Genomic DNA, 21542 nt, shown 5'->3' on the forward strand with positions numbered 1-21542 from the left:
CGAATGGCTTTTCTCGAAATTGATGGGCTGAGGAAGCGGTTCGGATCGGTCGAGATCCTGAAGGGCATCGACGTTGATCTCGAAAAGGGCGGCTTCCTCGTGCTGGTCGGCCCGTCCGGCTGCGGCAAGTCGACCTTGCTCAACACCATCGCCGGCCTGGAAACTATCACCGAAGGCGAAATCCGTGTCGACGGACGCACGATCAACGATCTCCACCCCTCGAAGCGCGACATCGCCATGGTGTTCCAGAGCTATGCGCTCTATCCGAACATGACCGTCGCGGGAAACATTGCCTTCGGCATGGAGATGCGCGGCGTGCCGGCCCACGAGCGCCAGAAGGCGATCGACAAGGTGGCGAAGGTGCTGCAGATCGGCCACCTCCTGCAGCGCAAGCCGAGCCAGCTTTCCGGCGGCCAGCGTCAGCGCGTCGCCATGGGCCGGGCGCTGGTGCGCGACCCCAAGCTGTTTCTCTTCGACGAGCCGCTCTCCAATCTCGACGCCAAGCTGCGCGTCGACATGCGCATCGAGATCAAGCGGCTGCACGCAACCACCGGCACCACGATCGTCTACGTCACTCACGACCAGATCGAAGCGATGACGCTGGCCACCAAGATCGCGGTGATGCGCGACGGTGAGGTGCAGCAATTCGGCACGCCTGCCGAAATCTACAACAACCCGACCAATCTGTTCGTCGCCGACTTCATGGGCTCGCCGGCGATGAACCTGATCCCGGCGACGATCGGCGGCAATGGCAATGCGCTTTCCGTGGTGCTGCAGCGCGAGGCGCGCGAGCCGATCTCGCTGCCGCTGGCCGATGCGCCGACTGGTCTGTCGGCATTCCACGACAAGCCGATCATTTTTGGCGTCCGTCCCGAGGCCCTGACCGATCCTGAAGGAGCCGAACGCAACGCATCGAACATCGCCACCGCCGACTGTCACATCGAGGTTGTGGAACCGGCCGGCTCCGACACCTTCGCCGTCACCAATCTCGGCGGCAAGGCGGTGGTGGCGCGTCTGCGCGCCGACGCCAACATCCAGCCGGGCACGGTCACGCCGCTCGCCTTCAACCTGACCAAGGCGGTGTTCTTCGATCCGGCGACCGAGAACCGCATCCTCTGACAGCCATGACAAACCCGGACATCGTCATTATCGGCTCCGGCATCGGCGGCGCCACGATCGCTTCCGGCCTTGCCGGCAGTGGCGCATCGATCCTGATGCTGGAGCGCGGCGAACCGCTGCCGGCGACGCCGCACACGCGCGACACGCGCGCCATCTTCGTCGACGGCCACTACCGGCCGAAGGAGATGTGGCGCGAGGCCGGGGGTGCTGCGTTCAATCCCGGCAATTATTACTATGTCGGCGGCAATTCGAAATTCTATGGCGCGGTGCTGATCCGCTACCGCAGGGAAGACTTTTCCGTCATGGAACACTATGACGGCGTCTCGCCGGCCTGGCCGTTCTCCTATGAGGAATTCGAGCCCTGGTATTCCAGGGCCGAGCAGCTTTTTCGCGTGCGCGGCGCATTCGGCGAAGACCCGACCGAACCGTTCCACTCGATCCCCTACCCCTTCGGGCCGGTGCCGGACGAGCCGCCGATCGCCCGCGCCCGCGCCGAACTCATGGGCCTCGGCCTGCATCCGGCATCGCTGCCGCTCGGCGTCGACATCGATGCCTGGCTAAAGGACGGCAAGACAGGCTGGGACGCGTTTCCCAACACCGGGACCGGCAAGGTCGACGCCCAATCGGGGCCGCTGACAGCGGCACTTGCCGACCCGAACATCAGGCTCGAGACCGGTGCTCATGTCGAATACCTCGAAGCCTCACCGGATGCCAGGACGATCGCCGCCATTCATTATCGCCAGAATGGCATACTGACGAAAGTGACGCCGAAACTGGTCATCCTCTCGGCCGGCGCGGTCAATTCCGCCGCCATCCTGCTGCGTTCGCCGTCCCCGAACGGAAACGGCCTTGCCAACCGCTCCGACCAGGTCGGCCGCAACTTCATGAACCACAATTCGAGCGCCATGCTGGCGATCGATCCGCGCCGCAGGAACACCTCCGTCTACCAGAAGACGCTGATGCTCAACGACTACTATCTATCCGACGGCAAGGGCGGAAAGCCGCTCGGCAACGTCCAGCTTCTCGGCAAGATCGACGGTCATATCCTGAGGGCCAACGTCAAGCTTGCACCCAAATTCGCGCTGGACTTCATGGCCGGCCACGCCGTCGACTGGTACCTGATGTGCGAGGACCTGCCAGACCCCGAAAGCCGCATCATGGTCGACGGCAAGGACATCGTCATGCAGTGGCGGCGCTCCAACATGCAGTCGCTCGACGGGCTGACCAAGGTGATGCGCGAGAACTTCCGCGCCTGCGGCTATCCGATCGTCCTGTCGCGGCCTTTCGACAAGCGCACGCCGTCGCACCAGTGCGGCACGGTCAAGATGGGCGACGATCCGGCAACCTCGCCGCTCGACCCGTTCTGCCGCTCGTTCGACCACAAGAACCTGTTTGTCGTCGACGCTGGCTTCCTGCCGAACTCGGCCGCGGTCAATCCGGCGCTGTCGATCGCCGCACAAGCGCTGCGCGTCGCCGACCACATCCGCAAGAGCGAGCTTGTCCTATGATCGGTCTGCGCCGCCCCTCATCCGCCTACCGGCACCTTCTCCCCGTGAACGGGGAGAAGCCCGCTGGCCGCAACCTCGGCGCCTTTTTTGCAACGCTGGCGATTGGCGAAGCAGGCGATGAAGGCGTCCTTCTCCCCGTCACTATACGGGGAGAAGTGCCCGGCAGGGCGACGAGGGGCGGCGCGGACGTCCAAAGGAACATCTTCACATGAGCCGTCCGGCAGCCATCATCACCGGCGGCGCGCGCGGCATCGGCCTTGCCTGCGCCGAGGCGCTGGCCGATGCCGGCTTCGATATCCTTGTCGTGGACCTTGCCGAAAAAGCCGGCGACGGGGTTGCCGCTGACATCACCGCCCGCGGCGCGAAATTCGCCTACCATTGCGGCGACATTGCCGACCTCGACGACCATGCCGCATTGGTCGATGCCGCGACGAGCGCCTTCGGCCGCATCGACTGCCTGGTCAACAATGCCGGCATCGGCGCCGTGGTACGTGGCGACCTGCTGGAATTGAAACCGGAAAACTTCGACCGGATCGTCGCCATCAATCTGCGCGGCACCGTCTTCCTCAGCCAGGCCGTTGCCAGGGCGATGCTTGCGGCGCCGGGTGATTTTCCAAAAACGATCATCACCATCACCTCGGTCAGCGCCGAAATGGCCTCGCCGGAACGTGCCGACTATTGCATCTCCAAGGCCGGACTTTCGATGTGGGTGAAAACCTTGGCGCTACGCCTCGCCGCCGAAAATATCGGCGTGTTCGAGGTGCGGCCGGGCATCATCCGCACCGACATGACCGCAGGGGTAATGGCCAAATACGACGCGCTAATCGACGGCGGTCTGGTGCCGGCCAAGCGCTGGGGCGAAGCCGCCAATGTCGGCGCCGCCGTAGTGGCACTCGCCGGCGGCAAACTCGGCTTTTCGACCGGCTCGATCATCAATGTCGACGGTGCGCTGTCGGTGCCGAGGCTGTGAACAGGTGACGCCATGACCGACTACATCATCGTCGGCGCCGGCCCGGCCGGCTGCGTGCTGGCCAACCGGCTGAGCGAAGAGCCATCGAATTCAGTGCTGCTGCTCGAAGCGGGCGGCAAGGACTGGCACCCGCTGATCCACATGCCGGCCGGTTTCGCCAAGATGACCAAGGGCATCGCCGCCTGGGGCTGGTCGACCGTGCCGCAAAAGCACATGAAGGACCGCGTCTTCCGATACACGCAGGCCAAGGTGATCGGCGGCGGCTCCTCCATCAACGCCCAGATCTACACACGCGGCAATGCCCGCGACTACGACGCCTGGGAGAAGGAAGAGGGCCTTGCCGGCTGGGGCTATCGCGACGTGCTGCCCTATTTCAAGCGGGCCGAGAACAACCAGCGCTACGCCAACGATTTTCACGGCGACCAGGGTCCGCTCGGCGTGTCGAACCCGATTGCGCCGCTGCCGATCTGCGAGGCTTATTTCCGCGCTGGGCAGGAGATGGGCATTCCCTTCAATCCGGACTTCAACGGGGTAGCCCAGGAAGGCGTCGGTTATTACCAATTGACGCAGAAGGACGCGAGACGCTCCTCTGCCTCGGTCGCCTATCTCAGGCCGATCCGCGCGCGAAAAAACCTGACCGTCAGGACCGATGTGCTGGTGACGCGCATCGTCATCGACAAGGGCCGCGCCACTGGTGTCGAGATCGTCGACAGGCCGGGCGGCGAGAAGAAAATCTTGCGCGCCGAGCGCGAAGTCATCGTCTCGTCCGGCGCCATCGGCTCGCCGAAGCTGCTGATGCAGTCGGGCATCGGCCCGGCCGACCATCTGAAGTCGGTGGGCGTGACGCCGGTGCACGATCTGCCCGGCGTCGGTTCCAACCTGCAGGATCATCTCGACCTGTTCGTCATTGCCGAATGCACCGGCGACCACACCTACGACAACTACGCCAAGCTGCACCGGACGGTGTGGGCCGGCCTGCAATACCTGCTGTTGAAAAAAGGCCCGGTTGCCTCCAGCCTGTTCGAGACCGGCGGCTTCTGGTACGCCGACCCGACCGCCGCCTCGCCCGATATCCAGCTGCATCTCGGCCTCGGCTCCGGCATCGAGGCCGGTGTCGAAAAACTAAAAAATCCGGGCGTGACGCTGAACTCGGCCTTCCTGCGCCCTCGATCGCGCGGCACGGTGCGGCTGAACAGCGCCGACCCGGCCGACCACCCGCTGATCGACCCGAATTACTGGTCCGATCCCTACGATCGCGACATGTCGATCAAGGGGCTCAGGCTGGCGCGCGAGATCATGCGGCAGAACGCGCTGGCCCCCTACGTGCTGCGCGAGGTGCTGCCGGGACCGGCACTCACCAGCGACGACGAGCTGTTCGACTATGCCTGCCGCAGTTCCAAGACCGACCACCACCCTGTCGGCACCTGCCGCATGGGCCATGATGCGATGAGCGTGGTGACGCCGGATCTCAGGCTGCGTGGTATCGAGGGCTTGCGCGTCTGCGACGCTTCGGTGATGCCGCGCATCCCCTCCTCCAACACCAATGCGCCAACCATCATGGTCGGCGAAAAGGGCGCCGATCTGATCCTTGGCCGCGACCCGCTGCCGCCGGCCGTGTTTTCCACCAACCAAGCGGCATGAGATTCCAAGAATGATCAGGCACTGTGTTTTCGCTCGATTCCGCAATGACGTCACCGACGACGAGCGCGCGGCCATGCCGATCTTGAGGCGCTGCGGTCGGTGATCGACGGCATGGCCAAGGTCGAATTCAGCGCCAATGTCAGCCCAGAACCGTTCGCGCGCGGCTTCACGCACGGCTTCACCATCGACTTCCGCGATGCCGCCGCACGCGACGCCTATCTGGTGCATGAGGCTCACAGCCGAGCCGGCGCTCGGCTGGTCGCGGCGCTTGAAGGCGGAACCGACGGGCTGATGGTGTTCGACCTCGAGATAGGCGCTTAATGCATGTCGCGCAAAAGTGTGCAGCGGTTTTGCGTTAACGACATGCATAAACAACAATCTAAAGCGCGTCGCGTGAGGTCGGTCGAACGCGACGCGCTTTAGCCTATCCAAGCCTCAGCGCGACGACGCCGGCAACAATGCTGAGCACGGCGGCACCGCGCCACGCCGTCATCTTCTCGCCGAGCGCAAACACCGAGATCATCATGGCGAACAGGATCGAGGTTTCGCGCAGCGCCGCGACCGAGGCGATCGGCGCCTTGGTCATCGCCCACATCACGATCCAGTAGGCGGCGCCGCTGAGCACGCCGGTGTACACGCCCGCCTTCCAGTCGCGCGCCAGGACCGGCAGCGCCTTTGGTCCGCGGAGGATCAGACACAGCACCAGCGCCCACAGCGCATCGCAGACGAACAGCCATGCGGCATAGCTTGACGCCGTCGCGGCCAGCCGCGCGCCGCTGCCGTCGGACAGCGTATAGCCGGCAATGAAGATCGAGGTGCCCAGCGCAAAGCCTACGGCGCGCAGGTTCAGTCTTTCCAGATGCGCGCCGCCGCGAAACGACAGCACCAGCGTCCCGGCCGACAAGAGAACAATGCCGAGGATGGCGAGCGGCGCCGGAACTTCGGCGACGACCACGATGCCGCCAAGTGCTGCAAGCAGCGGTGCGGTGCCGCGCGCCAGTGGATAGGTCTGGGCGAAATCGCCGGCCCTGTAGGCGGCGATCAGGAATGTCCTGTAGCCCATGTGGAAGACTACCGAGGCGATGATGTACGGCCACGCTTCCGCTTTCGGCACCTCGACGAAAGGCAGCGCCAGAAGCGCCACGGCGCCCATGCCGAGCGTCATCAGCGTGATCGACAAAAAACGGTCGAGATGGACCTTGACCAGCGCGTTCCAGATCGCGTGCATGGCGGCGGCGGCAAGCACCGCGAAGAAGACGGACAAGGTCATCGGCGGCTCATCCGCCTCCGGTCCCTGTCGCGAACGGCGTTTCCAGGTCGATGTCGACCCGCAGTGGGAAGTGGTCGGAGGCGATTTCGCCGATATCGGCGCTGACCGAGCGCACCCGTCCCGCCAACATCCCGCCGACGAAGCAGTGGTCGAGCCGTCGCTTTGCCAGACTGCCGTCGATGGTCTTCACATGGGTATGGAAATCTCTCGGCGGTTCGCTGGCGACGGCGGCGGCGTCGACAAAACCGTCGAGATAGGCGGCACCGCGATGGTACGGCGTGCTGCCGACGATGCGCCGGTATTCGGCGCTGCCCGGCTCCATGTTGAAATCACCCATCCAGATCGCCGCCAGCGGGTTTTCCGGCTCCGGCTCGCCATTGCTCCAGTTGCGCTCCGGTTCGTCATCGGCGCCGCTCCACGGGCCGCCGTCGGACGGCGCGCGGCGATGCTCGGCGAGCAGATAATCGATCTGCTCTAGCCGTTCCTCGGCGGCGATATGCGCGAGATGCAGCGAAAACACCCGCACCGGACCGGCATGGGTGCGGACCATGCATTCCAGCGCTGCGTTGCGGGTGTTGAGCGGTCGCACGGTGCGGCGCAGCGGCAGCGCGTGCAGGCGCGACCAGACGATCGGCAGCTTGGACAGGAGCATGGTGCCGAATTGCCGCCGCCGGTTGACGATGCGGCCGTCACGCCGCTCGCTGGCGTCCATGTCGAAGGCCGGCCCATAAACCCAATAGTATTCGGGCAGCAATCGCGAAAGAAGTTCAGGCTGGTCGTCTTCGTTGCTGCGCATCCAATGCCGTTCCACCTCCTGCAAGGCGATGATGTCGGCGCCGGCGACGATCCTGGCGCAGCGCGAGAGATCGTAGCGGCCGTCGCCGCCGAACCCGTACTGGATGTTGTAGCTGACCAGCTTCATTGCTTATCCGGCTCAATTCCCTGAAAGCAGTAGCCGTTGGGCTGATCGGCTGCAATGTGCAGCCGGATGCAGACAGCTTGGGCCAGATAGCGCAGCTAGGTCGTCAACGGCTGGAAACGTCCCGGCGGAGAGGCGGCCAGTTCCGACCAGTCGATTTCCTCCTCTAGACGATGATACGCCTCGTCGCCGATCGTCCCGTCGATGCGCAATTGCTCCAGCGCGTCACGCTGGCTCTTGATGGCATAGAGGCGCAACCTGTCGTACTCGGTCGCTGCCTGGGCGTCCTCCGGATTTTCAGCGATCGTGCGCTGCGCGGCAAATTGCTCGCGGACCACGGCCGCGGCATTCGATGTCTTGCCGCTCAACACCTCCAGCGCTGCCTGCATGATGGCGACGCGTGCCTGCGCGACCTCGCGGTCGATAGTTTCGTCCGGATCGAGACGAAGCAGGCGCAGCAGCGGCTTCAGGCTGATGCCTTGCAGCACCAGGGTGCCGAGGACGACCGAGAAAGCGGCGAGCACGATCGGGTCGCGGCCGGGAAAGTCGGCCGGCAAGGCAAACGCTGCCGCAAGGGTGACCAGGCCGCGCATGCCGCACCAGCCGATCAGCACGCCGCCGCGAAACGACGGGGCTTCGGCCTGCCGATCCGCGTCACCGAAGCTGGCAAGCCACCTCATGATCGCGCCGCATCCCAGCACCCAGACGAGACGCGAGACGATGACGACAGCCAGCACGGCTGCGGCGAAGACGAACGCTTCGACCTGCCCCTGCTCGGCAAGCCGGCCGACGATCAACCGTGCCTGAAGTCCCATCAGGACGAAGGCAAGCACGTTGAGCACGAACACCGCCGTCTCCCAGACCGAGTAGGAGCTGACGCGATTTCTGGCCGGCATGCGGCGCGGCGCGGTGCGCGCGATGGTCATGGCATAGACCACGATTGTTATAATGGCGGAGAGCCCGATCCTGTCGGCCAGGATCCAGACGCCGAATGTTCCGGCAAATTGGACCACCGTGCCGCTTGCCGGATCTCTGATGCGACTGAGTGTGACGAGAGACAATCGGCCGAGCACATAACCAGCGGCAAGGCTGCCGACCGTCGACAGCAAGATCACCGGAATCGCGCTGCTCAGCAGGATGGAGCCGGCAGCGGCGGAAACCGCCATGCGGTAGATCAGCAGTGCCGTGGCGTCGTTGAGCAGGCTTTCGCCTTGCAGGATCGCGGTGACGCGGTGCGGCACCTTGAACTGTCCAAGCACGGCAGACGCCGCGACGGCATCGGGCGGCGCCACGATCGCGCCAAGGGCGATGGCCGCAGCGATCGGCAGGCCTGCCATTGTCCACCCAACGAGCGCCACGGCAGCGGTGGTGAAAACGACGGCGCCAAGCGCCAGCAAGACAAGCGGCAGTCTGTAGCGATTGAGATCGCGCAGCGACGTGTCGTAGGCCGCGTCAAGAAGCACCGGCGCGATGAACAAGGCAAGCGCCAGTTCGGGATCAATCTCGATGGTCGGCGCAAACGGCAGGAAGGCGATCCCTGCACCTGCCAACGCCAGCAACGAAGGATAGGGAACTTGGAGACGCCGCGACAACGCCGTCAGCGCGACGGCGATCAATAGGAGAACAAGGGTCAGCTCGAAAAGCGCCATGCCTCATCGTAGCGGTGAAGCCGGGCGATTGGCACTGCAAAAACGGCGATGGCTCGGCTGGTGAATGGTGAATGGTGAATGGTGAATGGTGAATGGTGAATGGTGAATGGTGAATGGTCGGTTGGAGCTCGTAAAGTGTATTTCTTGCTACTCACTACTCACTATTCACCATTCACTATTCACTCTTCCCCTAATGCAGCACAAGCATATCGCCCGACGAGAACGAAATCTCGGCCCTCTCGCCGACAGCGGGCGGCGGCGAGGCCGGGCTGTTGAACGTGTCGAGCGACACCGTGCTGCCGCCGATGCCGACGCGAACCCGGATGACTGAGCCGAGGAAGTGCACTTCGGTGATCTCGCCCGAAAGACTGGAGTCGCGGCCGGGATGACGGCCGAGCGAAATCGCCTCGGGCCGCAGCGCCAGCGACAGCGTGTCGCCGGACTTGGAGCCGTTCAGCTTTCCCTGCAGCGAGACCTCTTGCGAATTGACGCGCACCTTGCCCGAGGCTGCATCGGTGACGGTGCCTTCGAGCACGTTCAGCGTGCCGACGAAATTGGCGACGAACTTGGTTGCCGGCCGGTTGTAGATCTCGAACGGCGTGCCGACCTGCTCGGCCTTGCCGCCATACATGACGGCGATGCGGTCGGAGATCGACAGCGCCTCTTCCTGGTCGTGGGTGACGAAGATGGTGGTGATGCCGAGCTTCTTCTGGATCGAGCGGATTTCCTCGCGCAGCGACACGCGCACCTTGGCGTCGAGCGCCGACAGCGGCTCGTCGAGCAGCAGCAGCTTCGGCTTTGGCGCAATCGCCCGCGCCAGCGCGATACGCTGCTGCTGGCCGCCGGAGAGCTGATAGGGATAGCGGTCGCCCATCTGCGGCAGCTTGATGAGGTCGAGCATCTCGGCAACGCGCCTGTCGGTATCGGCCTTGGGCATGCCGGCGACTTTCAGCCCGAACCCGATGTTCTGCGCCACGGTCAGGTTCGGAAACAGCGCATAGGCCTGGAACACCATGCCGACATTGCGCTGGTTGGGCTTGAGCCGGGTGATGTCCTTGCCGGCCACCACGATCTTGCCGGCGCTCGGCTCCTCGAAGCCGGCGACCATGCGCAGCACCGTCGTCTTGCCGCAGCCCGATGGCCCGAGGAAGGAGACGAATTCGCCCGGCTCGACGTCGAGGTTGAAATCCTGGACCACGGTGGTGATGCCGAAGGATTTTCGCACATGCTGGATGGAGAGGAACGGCTCGGCCATGGCTTTTTTTCTTTCGGTCAGTACTTTTCGGTCAGTTTGGCCGGTTCGCCGATCGCGGCGCAAAACGCGACAGGATCTGGATCAGCGACATGCACGCCCAGGTAATGGCGAAGGCGATGATGGCAAGTGCCGCCGGCTCATAGGCGCGATTGGCGCCGATGTTCTGCAGGTAGGGACCGAAGGCCGGCCGATTGAGCAGGCTGGCCATGGTGAATTCGCCGAGGACGATAGCGAAGGTAAGGAAGGCGCCCGACAATACCGCGATCAGCACATTGGGCAGAATGACACGGGCGATGATCGTGCCCCAGCCGGCGCCGAGGATCTGCGCCGCTTCCGTCAGCGTGCGCACGTCGATAGTGCGAAGCCCGGTGTCGACGGCGCGGTACATATAGGGCAGCGCCAGCGTCGCATAGCCGATGACCAGCAAGGCGTTGGTGCCCGTGTCGCTCGCCAGGAACGGCAGCGGCGAGTTCGATCCGTACATCCTGATGTAGCCGAAGACGATGACGATGGCGGGGATGACCAGCGGCAGCAGAGTGATGAACTCGACGACCGGTCTCAGTTGCGGCAGCCGTAGCCGGATCCAGTAGGCGGTGGGCACAACAATGAGCACGCCGAGGATGATGGTGAAGATGGCGGCAAGCACCGAATAGCCGAAGGTCGCCTGGAAGCGGGGGTCGCCTAGCACGACCTCGTAGGCATCGAAGGAATAGACCCCGCGCCGCATGCGCATCGAGAATTCCACGGTCGCGATCAGCGGAATGAAGAAATAGGCCGCACCCAGCGCGAAGACGAGCCAGGCCCAGAAACGTCCGCTCTTCATTTGAGCCACCTTTCGCTGCGCGTCCGGAACCAGATGTAGAAGACGTTGGCGAGGCCGGTGATGACGATCATACCGAAGGCAATGGCATAGCCGAGATGCGGGTTGTGCAGCACGTCGCCGCGGATCTGTGCGTAAAGCACGATGGGAATTATGTTGAGCGACGAGCCGGTCAGCGCATAGGCGGTGGCGATAGCGCCGAAGGCGTTGGCAAACAGCAGGATGACGGTGCCGAGAAAACTCGGCCATATCACTGGGATGACGACCATGCGCCAATATTGCGCCGTGGTGGCGCCAAGCGTCGCGGCCGCCTCGCCCCATTCCTTCTTCAGTCCGTCGATCGCCGGCGTGATGATGACCACCATCAGCGGGATCTGGAAATAGACATAGGTCAGCGTCAGGCCCCAGAACGACAGGATGTTGAAGCCGTGGGCGTAAATGTTGAGGCCGAACACGGTGTTCAGGATCACCGTCGCGAGGCCGAGCCGGCCGAGCGTAGCGAGGAACGCAAAGGCTAGCGGCACGCCGGCGAAATTCGAAGCCACGCCGGAAAAGGTCAGCGTCGCCGAACGTATCCAGTTCGGCAGGCCGCCGCGCACGATGGCAATGGCAATGGCCAGACCGGCAAATGCCCCGATGAGCGACGAAGCGAGGCTGATCTTGATCGAGATCCAGTAGGCGGCAAGGATAGTGGGCAGCCTGCAGTTTCCGTCGACCCAGGAGATCCAAGAATCATATTGGCACTGTATGTAGTTCGACAGATTGGGTGGGTCGAAGATGCCGACGATGTTGTCGAAGGTGAACGTGCCGGCAGCGTTCTGGAAGGCGCCGAGCACCAGATAGAGCGTGGGCAGGACCAGGAACATGATGGCGAAGATGAAGAACGGCGCCACCCCCAGCCACTGCGTCGGCAGCCGAAACGCTCGCGCCTCGCTGGGTGGCGCCGTCTTCCCGGCAATCACGTGATCGGAAAGCGAGAGATCGGTCATGCGCCGGCTACCGTCTTATCGCATCGGCCCGAAAATCGAACTCGATTTTCGGAAAGCACGATGCGAAAATTTGAGTTCTAGAACGTACCTTGTGCGTCCAACTGGACGCACGTCGCTCTAGTGGAATACCGGGCGGCAGTGAAGCCGCCCGGCGGTTTTCAACTTCACTGAACGTTGGCGCCGACAACGGCGTCCCAGTTCTTGGTGATGACTTCCTTGGCCTTGCCCTGCTCATCGAGGGTCGGGAACACCGCGGCCTCATAGGATGCGGCCGGCGGCAGCTTGGCCATCACGTCCTCCGGGATTTTGCCGTTCTTGGCGAGATCGTTGAAGCGGATCGGGTGGCAATAGCCCTTCAGCCAGCCGATCTGGCCTTCGTCGGAATAGAGATATTCCAGCCAGAGCTTGGCAGCGTTCGGATGCGGCGCGTAGGCGCTGATCGCCTGCACGTAGACGCCGGCGACGACACCGGTCTTCGGCACGACGACGTCGACCGGCGGATTACCTTTCAGCGTGTCGCGGCCGGCAAGCGCGTTGTAGTCCCAGTTGATCAGGATCGGTGTCTGACCCTGTGCAAGCGTCGCCGGCTTGCCGATGACCGGCACGAAATTGCCGGCGGCATTGAGCTTCTTGAAGAACTCGAGGCCGGCAGTACCTGCGGCTTCACCGGCCGCGGCGCCGCTTGAAAGACCAGCGGCGTAGACCGCCTGGATTGCCTGATTCGAGGCGCGTGGATCACCGGCGAGCGCGACGGCGTTGGCGTATTCCGGCTTAAGAAGATCGGCCCAATCAGTCGGCACTTCCTTGACCAGATCCTTGTTCACCATCATCGCCAGCACGCCGTAATAGTCGCCGGTCCAGTAGCCTTCGGGATCCTTGGCGCTGTCGGGGATCGTGTCCCAGGTCGACACCTTGTAGGGTTGGATCAGGCCGTCGGCCTTGGCGGTCGGGCCGAAGGACAGGCCGACGTCGATGACGTCGGGCGCCTGCGGGCCCTTATTGTCCTTGTTGGCCTTGATCGCCTCGATCTCGTCGCCGGAGCCGGCATCGGGGTTGAGCTCGTTGACGGTGATTTCCGGATATTTCGCCTTGAAGCCGGCGATCACCGCGCCATAGCCGCACCAGTCATGCGGCAGCGCGATGGTGGTGAGTTGGCCTTCCGCCTTGGCGGCGGCGACCAGTTCATCCATTGACTGCGCCGACGAGATGGCAGAGGTCGCCATCAGGGCGACGGCCGTAAGGGAAAGTACTTTTCCCGTGAATTTGAACATGTGTTCTCTCCGTTGAACTGACGCCGTTGGACGCCTGCGATGCGGTATCGTTTTCGTGTGACAGCCCGATGAATGGTTTGTGAAAGCGATGCCCTGCAGTACGAAAAAGTAAACTCTTTTTAACCGGCTGTAGCAATCGCCTCGCAACTATTTTTCCGGCTAACGAGTTTCCGTCTTACCTTTCATCTTTCCCCCTTTCTTTGCCCTCAATTTCCCGGATCAGTTTCCGGCGCGAATACTGTGTCAGGCGGTGCCGGCAATGGCATTTTCGAGCAGCGTCAGCGCCGCCTTCCTGGTCAGCTTGACAGGGTTGCCGCCGGCGGTCGGATCGACCACTGCCATGTCGGCGATCAGGCCCTTGCGCTTCTTGTCCATGTCGAGCCCCTTGATCAGGCCCGGCAGCGCGTGCGGCACCTCCAATTCCTTGCGCAGCTTGATGACGGTCTTGGCGAAACCGTCGAAGCCGCCCTTGATGCCGCAATAAGCCGCGAGACGGGCGATGCGCGCCTCGATGGCGTCGCGGTTGAAGGTCAGCACATAAGGCATGAACACGGCGTTGGTCATGCCGTGATGGGTGTCGTAAAGCGCGCCGATCGGATGCGACAGCGAGTGGATGGCGCCCAGCCCCTTCTGGAAGGCGGCAGCGCCCATCGCGGCCGCACTCATCATGTGGGCGCGGGCGACGAGATCCTTGCCGTTGGCGAAGGCCTTCGGCAGGTTCTCGAAGACGAGCCGCACGCCTTCGACGGCGATGCCGTCGGCCATCGGATGATAGCCCGGCGCGCAATAGGCTTCGAGGCAATGGGCGAGCGCATCCATGCCGGTGCCGGCGGTGATGAAGCCGGGCATGCCGACCGACAGTTCCGGATCGGCGATGACGATGGCCGGCAAAAGTTTCGGATGGAAGATCACCTTCTTGGTGTGGGTCGCTTCATTGGTGATGACGCCGGCGCGGCCGACCTCCGAGCCGGTGCCGGCCGTGGTCGGCACGGCGATGATCGGTGCGATCGCGTCGGAGTTGGCGCGCGTCCACCAGTCGCCGATATCCTCGAAATCCCAGACCGGCCGCGTCTGGCCGGCCTGGAAGGCGATCAGCTTGCCGAGGTCGAGCGCCGAGCCGCCGCCGAAGGCGATGACGCCGTCATGCTTGCCCTTCTTGAACACCGCAATGCCGGCGGTCAGGTTGGAGTCCACCGGGTTCGGCTTGACCTCGGAAAATACGCCATAGGGTACCTTGGCATCGTCGAGGATCTTCAACGTCGAAGCGACGACCGGAAGTTTGGCCAGCCCCGGATCGGTGACGAAGAGCGGCCGCTTGATGCCGGTGGCTTCAAGCACATCAGGCAATTCCTTGATGCGCCCCGCGCCGAAGCGCACGGTCGTCGGATAGTTCCATTTGGAAATCAATTTTGTCATTTCTGTCTTTCAAAAAAATCAGATGGCTTCACGCAGATGATATGACTTCGGCCTCGTCAGATTGTCGTAGCCGATGGCCGAGAGTGCGGCGCCCTTGCCGGTGTCCTTGACGCCGGTCCAGACCAGCGCCGGATCGAGATAGTCGCAGCGGTTCATGAACACGGTGCCGGTCTCGACGCGATCACCGATCGCCGCCGCATGGTCGGTGTCGCTGGTCCAAATCGAGGCCGTCAGACCGTAGGGGCTGTCGTTCATCAGCGCGATCGCGTCCTCGTCGTTGCGCACCTTCATGATGCCGACGATCGGCCCAAAGCTCTCCTCGCGCATGACGCTCATCTGGTGATCGACCCCGGTCAGCACTTCCGGCGCCAGATAGGGCGAGCCCGGCTCGTCATTGGCCACCTTCATGTTGATATGCGCCCTGGCGCCCTTGCGCAGCGCCTCGGCCTTCTGCTCGCGGATCAGGTCGGCGAAGCGCGCCTGTGCCATCGGCCCCATCGTCGTCGCCTGGTCGAGCGGGTTGCCGACGACGTAGTTCCTGGTTTCAGCGATGAAGCCTTCGACGAATTTGTCATAGACCTTCTCGTGGACATAGACGCGCTCGATGCCGCAGCAGCACTGGCCGGAATTGTAGAAGGCGCCGTCGACCAGGTTGGCGACGGCATGGTCCATCTTGGCATCGGCCAAGACATAGGCCGGATCCTTGCCGCCAAGTTCAAGGCCGAGCGTCATGAAGGTGCCCGCTGCGGCCTTTTCGATGGCGCGGCCGCCGGCAACCGAGCCGGTGAAATTGACATGGTCGATCTTGCCCGAGCCGAGCAGTTTTTCGGTCTGCGCATGGTTCATGACGAGGTTCTGGAACAGACCCTTGGGCAGGCCTGCCTTGTCGAACGCCTGTTGAAAACGTTCGCCGACCAGCAGCGTCTGCGCCGCATGCTTGAGAATGACGGCGCTGCCGGCCATCAGCGCCGGCACGATGGTGTTGACGGCGGTGAGATAGGGATAGTTCCACGGCGCGATCACCAGGACCACGCCGAGCGGCACCTTCTTCACATAGCGGCGAAACCCGTCCTTCGGATTGGAGGCCATCACCGGCTTGAGTGCCGCTTCGGCGATCTCGACCATGTAGCTGGTGCGTTCCCTGACGCCGCCGAACTCGCCGCCATAGCGCACCGGGCGGCCCATCTGCCAGGCGATCTCCGGCACGATCTCGTCGGTCATGGCGACCAGCGCTTCCAGCATGGCGAGCATGTACTTGCCGCGCTCGACGATCGGCGTCTCAGCCCATTTCTCCTGCGCCGCCTTGGCCCGCTCGACCGCCGCATTGATCGCCTGGTCCGTGGCGATGGGCCGCTCGGCATAGATCGAACCATCGACGGGAGATTTTATCTTGACCGTTTCGGTCATTCCTTGGGTCCTCGCAATTTATGACAATCTCGGTTTTGAGCCGCCCGCCCGTCCGGCAGCAAAGCTGAACGGCGACGCTGGCGTAGTTTAGTACCGCTCAAACCCCCTGTGCAGTTCCCAATCGGTAATGCGGCGGTCGTATTCGAACTGCTCCCAGTGCGCCGTATGGACATAATGCTCGAGCACGCCTTCGCCGAGTGCCTGCTTCAGCATCTCCGATTTTGCCAGCGTCTCGGTGGCGTCACGCAGGGTCTTCGGAATTTCCGGCAGCTGCGAGGCTTGATAGGCATCGCCGACGAAGGGTTTTTGCAGTTCAAGCTTTTCGTCGATGCCGGCAAGCCCGGCCGCGATCAGCGCGGCGAAGGCGAGATAGGGGTTGAGATCGGCGCCGCCGATGCGGCATTCCATGCGGATGCCCTTGGTGCCCTCGCCGCACAGGCGGAAACCGGCGGTGCGGTTGTCCTCGCTCCACATGATCTTGGTCGGCGCGAAGGTGCCGGCCTGGAAGCGCTTGTAGGAGTTGACGTAGGGCGCCAGGAACCAGGTGAATTCCCTGGCATATTTGAGCTGGCCCGCCGCCCATTGCTGGCCGAGCGTCGACAGTGTCCATTCGGCCTTTCTGTCGTAAAAAAGCGGCGTCTCGCCGTCGGCGCTCCACAGCGAATTGTGGATATGGCTCGAATTGCCGGCCAGCCCGTAATTGTACTTGGCCATGAACGAAATCGCCTTGCCTTCGGACTCAGCGATTTCCCTGGCGCCGTTCTTCAGGATGACGTGGCGGTCGGCCATCTCGAGCGCCTCAGCATAGCGGACATTGATTTCTTCCTGGCCCGGACCCCACTCGCCCTTGGAGTTCTCAATCGGAATGCCGGCTGCCTGCATCTCGTTGCGCAGCCGGCGCATGACGCCTTCTTCCTTGGTGGTGATGCCGATCTGGTAGTCGCCGATATAGGGCGAGGCTGTGTCGAGGCCCTGCCAGTGCTTCTTGCGGGCGGAATCGTAGGTTTCGCTGAACAGATAGAATTCGAGCTCGGAGGCGAAATAGCCGAGATAGCCGCGTTCGCTCAGCCGCTTGACCTGCTTCTTCAGGATGGCGCGCGGCGAATGCGGCAAGTCGTCATGGGTGTGATGGTCGAGCACGTCGCAGATCACCAGCGCCGTCTTTTCCAGCCATGGAATGCGCCGCAGCGTCGACAGATCCGGCTTCATGACGAAGTCGCCATAGCCTTTCGACCAGCTCGCCGCCTTGTAGCCAGGCACCGGTTCCATATCGATGTCGGCGGCCAGGAGATAGTTGCAGCCATGCGTCTCGTCATGGGCGGAATCGACGAAATACTGTGCCAGGAACCGCTTTCCCGCCAGCCGCCCCTGCATGTCGACAATGCACGCCAGCACCGTATCGACCTCACCGCTGGAGACCGCCTTTTTCAACTGATCGAACGAGAAATTTCCGGCCATTCTTGCAAGCTCCGCCGCCTTTGTGGCGCTTCGAGAGTTCAACTCTGGACCCGGCCGCAGGAAGCGGCCGGGTGTTTCTTGAGGTCCGAGGCAGGTTAGGCTTTCTGCGCGTGCTCCAGCGCGAACTCTTCTTCCGGCGACAGGATCAGCTTGTGACGGCCGACCAGCCCGAAATAGACGATCGCGATGGCGAACCACAGCGCCACCCAGACCACGCCCTTGGTGAAGTTCGCGTCCTGAATCTGGTAGAGCAGGGTGACCACGCCGATGATGATCGTCAGCACGGCGCCCGGGACGCCGAGCGGGCTGCGATAGGGACGTTCCATGTTCGGCTGGTTCTGGCGCAGCAGGATGAAGGACACCGCCTGCAGGATGTAGGAGAACATCGCGCCGAACACCGCCATGTTCAGCAACACCGAGCCGATGAGCGAACCGGCCGTAGCGCCGCCCAGCGCGAACCACATGATCAGCATGATGCCGAAGCCGACGATGGCGCCCGCAAACATCGCCACATACGGCGTCTTGTACGTTTTGTGGGTGACCGACAGCGCCGACGGGAAATAGCCGGCGCGGCTCAGCGAATAGACCTGGCGGCCCATGGCGAAGATGATGGTGTGGAAGCTTGCGATCAATCCAATCAGCGCGATGACGCCAAGCAGCACTGCGCCCGAGTCGCCATAAATCGCCCGGAACCCGTCAAGCAGAGGCTCGCCGGAAGTCGCGAGCTTGAACGAACCAACGCCGACGACCGACGGGTTGAGCAGCACGATCATGAAGGCCGAGACCATCAGCGTCAGCATGCCGGCGATAATACCGCGCGGCATGTCGCGCTTGGGATCGACCGATTCTTCCGCCGCCAGCGGAAGCTGCTCGATCGCCAGGAACAGCCAAACCGCAAAAGGCAACGTTGCCAGCACGCCCGAGAAACCGAACGGGAACATCGAGCCATTGCCTTCGGGAAGCTCCATCGCCGCTCCGTCCGGACCGACGCCGATGTTCAACGCCCAGCGCGAAAAGTCCATGCTCGGGATAGCGCTGATCCAGAAGACAATCAGCACGGCCAGCGACAGCAGCGTGACGATCAGCGTGACGCGGAAGGACAGCGCGACGCCGAAAATATTCAACGCCAGGAACAGCCCATAGGTCACCAGCCACCAGAGCGGCGGCCAGACGCTGGAGTCGGGAAAGGCGACCGACCAGATGCCTCCCATATAGGAGCCGATGAAGAAGGCGATGACGGCGGGCGTCACCACATACTCGACGTTTTCGCAAAGCCCGGTGATGAAGCCGCCCCACGGCCCCATCGCCGTCCGGGCGAAGGAGTAGGCAGCGCCGGTGTGCGGCAAAGCCGGGCTCATCTCGGCGATCGAGAAGACGAGGCCGACATACATGATGGCGATGATGATGCCGGCCACCAGCATGCCGCCCCAGCCGCCTGTCCCGAATCCGAAATTCCAGCCCGAAAAATGCCCGGATATGACGGCGCCGACGCCGAGCGCCCATAGATGCCAGACATTGGCGTGACGCACCAGTTGCCGGTCCTCGAAATAAGATTTGTCGCGCTTCGCGTATGCGACGCTGCCAACTTGCTTCGTATTACCGCCTGCCATTTGAAAGTCCCCTTCTTCTTGTCAGTTGACCGGTTCCACCGGATGGCCGAGCCCGCGCCGGCCAGATCCCTGGGATCCGGATGACGGCTCGAGATCGGAAAAAATCCCCGTGAGCAGATCCGCCCATTTTCGCTGCCCGGCTTCGTCGGATATTTCGTCGTTGCGGATTTCGATCATCGCGCAGGGTAGCTCCCGCGGGCGCGCGTGCCGTTCCAGCGTGAAATAGACACGGTCGGCCGGCGAATAGGGTTGGTTGATGCCGACTGTGACGCCGGCGAGCCGCTGCAGCGCGGCGACGAGCGGCGCTGCCAGCCGACGATCCTCGTCATGGATGACGCCAATGTGCCAGGGCCGGCTCTTGCCGTTGTAGACCGGGTTGAAGGAATGGATTGAAACCAGCCGCGTCTCGAGCCCGCGCGCCAGCCTTGTATCGATGATGTCAGCGACCGCATCGTGAAAAGGTTGCCAGGACAGGGCGATGCGCGCGGCGCGCTGCTTTTGCGACAAGCCGGCATTGCCCGGAATGGTTGTGGTCTCGCTGACCGGCGGCACCAGATCGGGTGCGTCGAGCGGGCGGTTGCAGTCGATGACAAGCCGCGAAATGCGGGTCTCGACCAGCGTCGCGTCAAGCGCCGCGGCCATGCGGCGGGCCACCGGCAGCGCGCCGGGATCCCAGGCGATGTGGCGGGAAAGCTCTTCGGCAGCAAGGCCGAGCGTTCCGAATTCCGGCGGCAGGAAATTGGAGGCGTGGTCGCAGGTCAGCACGAAAGGGCTCGATCCGCCGGGGTTCGTCACCCCTACGGTTTCAGGCGATGCAAGGCTGGCGGGCCGTGCTGTCTCCATTATCCTGTCGTCCCCAGGGAGCGCTGTATCGTATGTTACGTATTTTGCCTCATTGCGTCCCTGTGGATGATTTCATACAGTTTGTCCGGCTTTGTCAAACGCGATTTCGGGTCAAATGCGATTTCGGCAAAACGGCCGGGCATGGGGAAAAGATGATTTCGAGCATTGCCGAACTGATCTCGGACCGCATCGGCACGATGCCGGCGGGCGAGCGCCGCGCAGCGCAGACGCTCATCGCCAGCTATCCGCTGATCGGGCTGAAGACGGTCGCCGAATTCTCAGCTGCCGCTGGCGTCTCCTCGCCGACGATCCTGCGTTTCGTCGCCCGCCTCGGCTTCCAGAACTACCCGGAATTCCAGTCGGCGCTGCAGGACGAACTGGCGGCGCAACTGCAGTCGCCGGCATCGCGCACGCTCAACCCGCCATCGCCGAACGGCGGCGCGGTGTCGCCGATGCTGGAGGCGACGCTCGACAACATGCGCGAAACGTTCAGGCACCTGTCCGACAAACAGCTTGCCGACATCGTCGCAAAGCTTGCCGACCGACGCGGCAAAACCTTCCTGATCGGCGGCCGCTTCACCGATCCGCTGGCGCGCTACATGGCCGCCCACCTCGCCATCATCCAGCCCAACGTCTTTCACCTCGCCGGACAGGAAAGCGTCTGGCGCGATCGGCTGATCGACATGGGCAAGCGCGACGTGCTGGTGATCTTCGACATCAGGCGCTACCAGGACAGCCTGGTCCGCTTCGCCGAGACGGCACACCAGCGCGGCGTGCAGATCGTGCTGTTCACCGACCAGTGGCTGTCGCCAATCGCCCGCTTTGCCCGCCATGTCATCGCCGGGCGCACCGCCGTGCCCTCGGCCTGGGATTCTTCGGCGGCCCTTTTCGTCGTGGCCGAAACGCTGATCGGCGCCGTCACCCGGCAGCTCGAGGCCGACGGCGCCAAACGCATCCGCGAGTTGGAAAGCCTGCGGTAGGGAATAGGGACGCGGCCTGAACTCGACCGCATGATCACTTCCATGCCGGAGAAGGCGGCCAGCAGGCTGCAAACGCAAAACGGCCCGCGTGATGCGGGCCGTTTTTTATTTGGTTGCGGGGACAGGATTTGAACCTGTGACCTTCAGGTTATGAGCCTGACGAGCTACCGGGCTGCTCCACCCCGCGTCAACCAGACGGCGAATGCCGGCCGGGCAGCCCGGACTTTCTGTTTTGTCCGTCCTCGAGGCCTTCGGCCTTTGCGGGCGGACGGGGCGCTGCTCCACCCCGCGTCAACGTCAGAAGTAAGCCTTGGCTCACTGGAATCAAGCCTGCGCCAAATGAAAGGGCCGCTTGCGCGGCCCGAGTTCCCGATTGGCGGGCCTGTTTTGCAAGGAGAAGACTGGATTTTTTGCAAC

General features: G+C 63.2%; 18 protein-coding genes and 1 tRNA gene. 6 read left to right on the forward strand and 13 right to left on the reverse strand.

The genetic code is table 11. The annotated features are described in order from the left end of the window. The first annotated feature begins 3 nt into the window (after window positions 1-3). From AC0L2C_RS24340 to AC0L2C_RS24360, 5 genes are all read left to right on the forward strand, one after another. Window positions 4-1119, forward strand: a complete 1116-nt coding sequence (locus AC0L2C_RS24340) for an ABC transporter ATP-binding protein (protein ID WP_128173791.1) — start codon at window positions 4-6, stop codon at window positions 1117-1119. Between the two features lie 5 nt (window positions 1120-1124). Then, a complete protein-coding gene (locus AC0L2C_RS24345; RefSeq protein ID WP_473524635.1) occupies window positions 1125-2627 on the forward strand; it encodes a GMC oxidoreductase in 1503 nt (500 codons plus the stop codon). Between the two features lie 208 nt (window positions 2628-2835). Next, window positions 2836-3597 (forward strand): 3-ketoacyl-ACP reductase, encoded by a 762-nt coding sequence (locus AC0L2C_RS24350; RefSeq protein WP_287241901.1) that lies wholly within the window; start codon window positions 2836-2838, stop codon window positions 3595-3597. Window positions 3598-3609: 12 nt separating this feature from the next. After that, the gene (locus AC0L2C_RS24355; protein ID WP_287363645.1) at window positions 3610-5238 is read left to right on the forward strand and encodes a GMC family oxidoreductase; all 1629 of its coding nucleotides are present in this window, start codon (window positions 3610-3612) and stop codon (window positions 5236-5238) included. A gap of 99 nt (window positions 5239-5337) precedes the next feature. After that, a complete protein-coding gene (locus tag AC0L2C_RS24360) occupies window positions 5338-5559 on the forward strand; it encodes a Dabb family protein (protein ID WP_473524636.1) in 222 nt (73 codons plus the stop codon). Window positions 5560-5662: 103 nt separating this feature from the next. Here the strand turns inward: AC0L2C_RS24360 and AC0L2C_RS24365 are convergent, their stop codons facing one another. The 12 genes from AC0L2C_RS24365 to AC0L2C_RS24420 form a co-directional block, all read right to left on the reverse strand. Continuing rightward, complete coding sequence (locus tag AC0L2C_RS24365; protein ID WP_287241893.1) at window positions 5663-6508, reverse strand: EamA family transporter; 846 nt, start codon at window positions 6506-6508, stop codon at window positions 5663-5665. Between the two features lie 7 nt (window positions 6509-6515). Beyond that, window positions 6516-7430, reverse strand: coding sequence for an endonuclease/exonuclease/phosphatase family protein (locus AC0L2C_RS24370; protein ID WP_287241890.1), 915 nt, complete (start codon window positions 7428-7430; stop codon window positions 6516-6518). Window positions 7431-7525: 95 nt separating this feature from the next. Then, entirely contained in the window at window positions 7526-9076 is a 1551-nt protein-coding gene (locus AC0L2C_RS24375) for a cation:proton antiporter (RefSeq protein WP_287241888.1), read from the reverse strand. Between the two features lie 190 nt (window positions 9077-9266). Then, window positions 9267-10331: an ABC transporter ATP-binding protein gene (locus AC0L2C_RS24380; RefSeq protein ID WP_473524637.1), complete on the reverse strand. Its 1065-nt coding sequence runs from the start codon at window positions 10329-10331 to the stop codon at window positions 9267-9269. A gap of 31 nt (window positions 10332-10362) precedes the next feature. Beyond that, window positions 10363-11154, reverse strand: a complete 792-nt coding sequence (locus AC0L2C_RS24385) for an ABC transporter permease (RefSeq protein ID WP_023798105.1) — start codon at window positions 11152-11154, stop codon at window positions 10363-10365. After that, window positions 11151-12140, reverse strand: a complete 990-nt coding sequence (locus AC0L2C_RS24390; protein ID WP_128248461.1) for an ABC transporter permease — start codon at window positions 12138-12140, stop codon at window positions 11151-11153. The genes AC0L2C_RS24385 and AC0L2C_RS24390 overlap by 4 nt, the downstream gene beginning before the upstream one ends. A 164-nt stretch (window positions 12141-12304) precedes the next feature. Continuing rightward, a complete protein-coding gene (locus tag AC0L2C_RS24395; protein ID WP_128248462.1) occupies window positions 12305-13411 on the reverse strand; it encodes an ABC transporter substrate-binding protein in 1107 nt (368 codons plus the stop codon). Between the two features lie 243 nt (window positions 13412-13654). Then, complete coding sequence (locus AC0L2C_RS24400) at window positions 13655-14827, reverse strand: iron-containing alcohol dehydrogenase (RefSeq protein ID WP_473524638.1); 1173 nt, start codon at window positions 14825-14827, stop codon at window positions 13655-13657. 18 nt (window positions 14828-14845) lie between these two features. Beyond that, window positions 14846-16234, reverse strand: a complete 1389-nt coding sequence (locus tag AC0L2C_RS24405) for an aldehyde dehydrogenase family protein (protein WP_128248464.1) — start codon at window positions 16232-16234, stop codon at window positions 14846-14848. Window positions 16235-16321: 87 nt separating this feature from the next. Further along, window positions 16322-17692, reverse strand: coding sequence for a glutamine synthetase family protein (locus AC0L2C_RS24410; RefSeq protein ID WP_128248465.1), 1371 nt, complete (start codon window positions 17690-17692; stop codon window positions 16322-16324). 95 nt (window positions 17693-17787) lie between these two features. Continuing rightward, window positions 17788-19302 carry an amino acid permease gene (locus AC0L2C_RS24415; protein ID WP_128248466.1) on the reverse strand — a complete coding sequence of 505 codons (1515 nt, stop codon included), beginning with the start codon at window positions 19300-19302 and terminating at the stop codon, window positions 17788-17790. Between the two features lie 21 nt (window positions 19303-19323). Continuing rightward, on the reverse strand, window positions 19324-20145 hold the full coding sequence (locus AC0L2C_RS24420; RefSeq protein ID WP_128248467.1) for an N-formylglutamate amidohydrolase: 822 nt from the start codon (window positions 20143-20145) through the stop codon (window positions 19324-19326). Between the two features lie 152 nt (window positions 20146-20297). Between AC0L2C_RS24420 and AC0L2C_RS24425 the strand changes: the two genes are divergently transcribed. Continuing rightward, window positions 20298-21125, forward strand: a complete 828-nt coding sequence (locus tag AC0L2C_RS24425; RefSeq protein WP_023798113.1) for a MurR/RpiR family transcriptional regulator — start codon at window positions 20298-20300, stop codon at window positions 21123-21125. 110 nt (window positions 21126-21235) lie between these two features. Here AC0L2C_RS24425 and AC0L2C_RS24430 read toward each other — a convergent pair. Then, a tRNA-Met gene (locus AC0L2C_RS24430) sits at window positions 21236-21312 on the reverse strand. Window positions 21313-21542 lie beyond the last annotated feature (230 nt).

The organism is Mesorhizobium sp. WSM4845 (assembly GCF_055811455.1).

Coding starts and splice junctions, on each gene's coding strand:
- AC0L2C_RS24420 (WP_128248467.1), bottom strand. CDS start 20,145: ATGGAGACAGCACGGCCCGCCAGCCTTGCATCGCCTGAAACCGTAGGG.
- AC0L2C_RS24375 (WP_287241888.1), bottom strand. CDS start 9,076: ATGGCGCTTTTCGAGCTGACCCTTGTTCTCCTATTGATCGCCGTCGCG.
- AC0L2C_RS24425 (WP_023798113.1), top strand. CDS start 20,298: ATGATTTCGAGCATTGCCGAACTGATCTCGGACCGCATCGGCACGATG.
- AC0L2C_RS24410 (WP_128248465.1), bottom strand. CDS start 17,692: ATGGCCGGAAATTTCTCGTTCGATCAGTTGAAAAAGGCGGTCTCCAGC.
- AC0L2C_RS24380 (WP_473524637.1), bottom strand. CDS start 10,331: ATGGCCGAGCCGTTCCTCTCCATCCAGCATGTGCGAAAATCCTTCGGC.
- AC0L2C_RS24350 (WP_287241901.1), top strand. CDS start 2,836: ATGAGCCGTCCGGCAGCCATCATCACCGGCGGCGCGCGCGGCATCGGC.
- AC0L2C_RS24405 (WP_128248464.1), bottom strand. CDS start 16,234: ATGACCGAAACGGTCAAGATAAAATCTCCCGTCGATGGTTCGATCTAT.
- AC0L2C_RS24400 (WP_473524638.1), bottom strand. CDS start 14,827: ATGACAAAATTGATTTCCAAATGGAACTATCCGACGACCGTGCGCTTC.
- AC0L2C_RS24355 (WP_287363645.1), top strand. CDS start 3,610: ATGACCGACTACATCATCGTCGGCGCCGGCCCGGCCGGCTGCGTGCTG.
- AC0L2C_RS24365 (WP_287241893.1), bottom strand. CDS start 6,508: ATGACCTTGTCCGTCTTCTTCGCGGTGCTTGCCGCCGCCGCCATGCAC.
- AC0L2C_RS24390 (WP_128248461.1), bottom strand. CDS start 12,140: ATGACCGATCTCTCGCTTTCCGATCACGTGATTGCCGGGAAGACGGCG.
- AC0L2C_RS24370 (WP_287241890.1), bottom strand. CDS start 7,430: ATGAAGCTGGTCAGCTACAACATCCAGTACGGGTTCGGCGGCGACGGC.
- AC0L2C_RS24415 (WP_128248466.1), bottom strand. CDS start 19,302: ATGGCAGGCGGTAATACGAAGCAAGTTGGCAGCGTCGCATACGCGAAG.
- AC0L2C_RS24345 (WP_473524635.1), top strand. CDS start 1,125: ATGACAAACCCGGACATCGTCATTATCGGCTCCGGCATCGGCGGCGCC.
- AC0L2C_RS24395 (WP_128248462.1), bottom strand. CDS start 13,411: ATGTTCAAATTCACGGGAAAAGTACTTTCCCTTACGGCCGTCGCCCTG.
- AC0L2C_RS24385 (WP_023798105.1), bottom strand. CDS start 11,154: ATGAAGAGCGGACGTTTCTGGGCCTGGCTCGTCTTCGCGCTGGGTGCG.
- AC0L2C_RS24340 (WP_128173791.1), top strand. CDS start 4: ATGGCTTTTCTCGAAATTGATGGGCTGAGGAAGCGGTTCGGATCGGTC.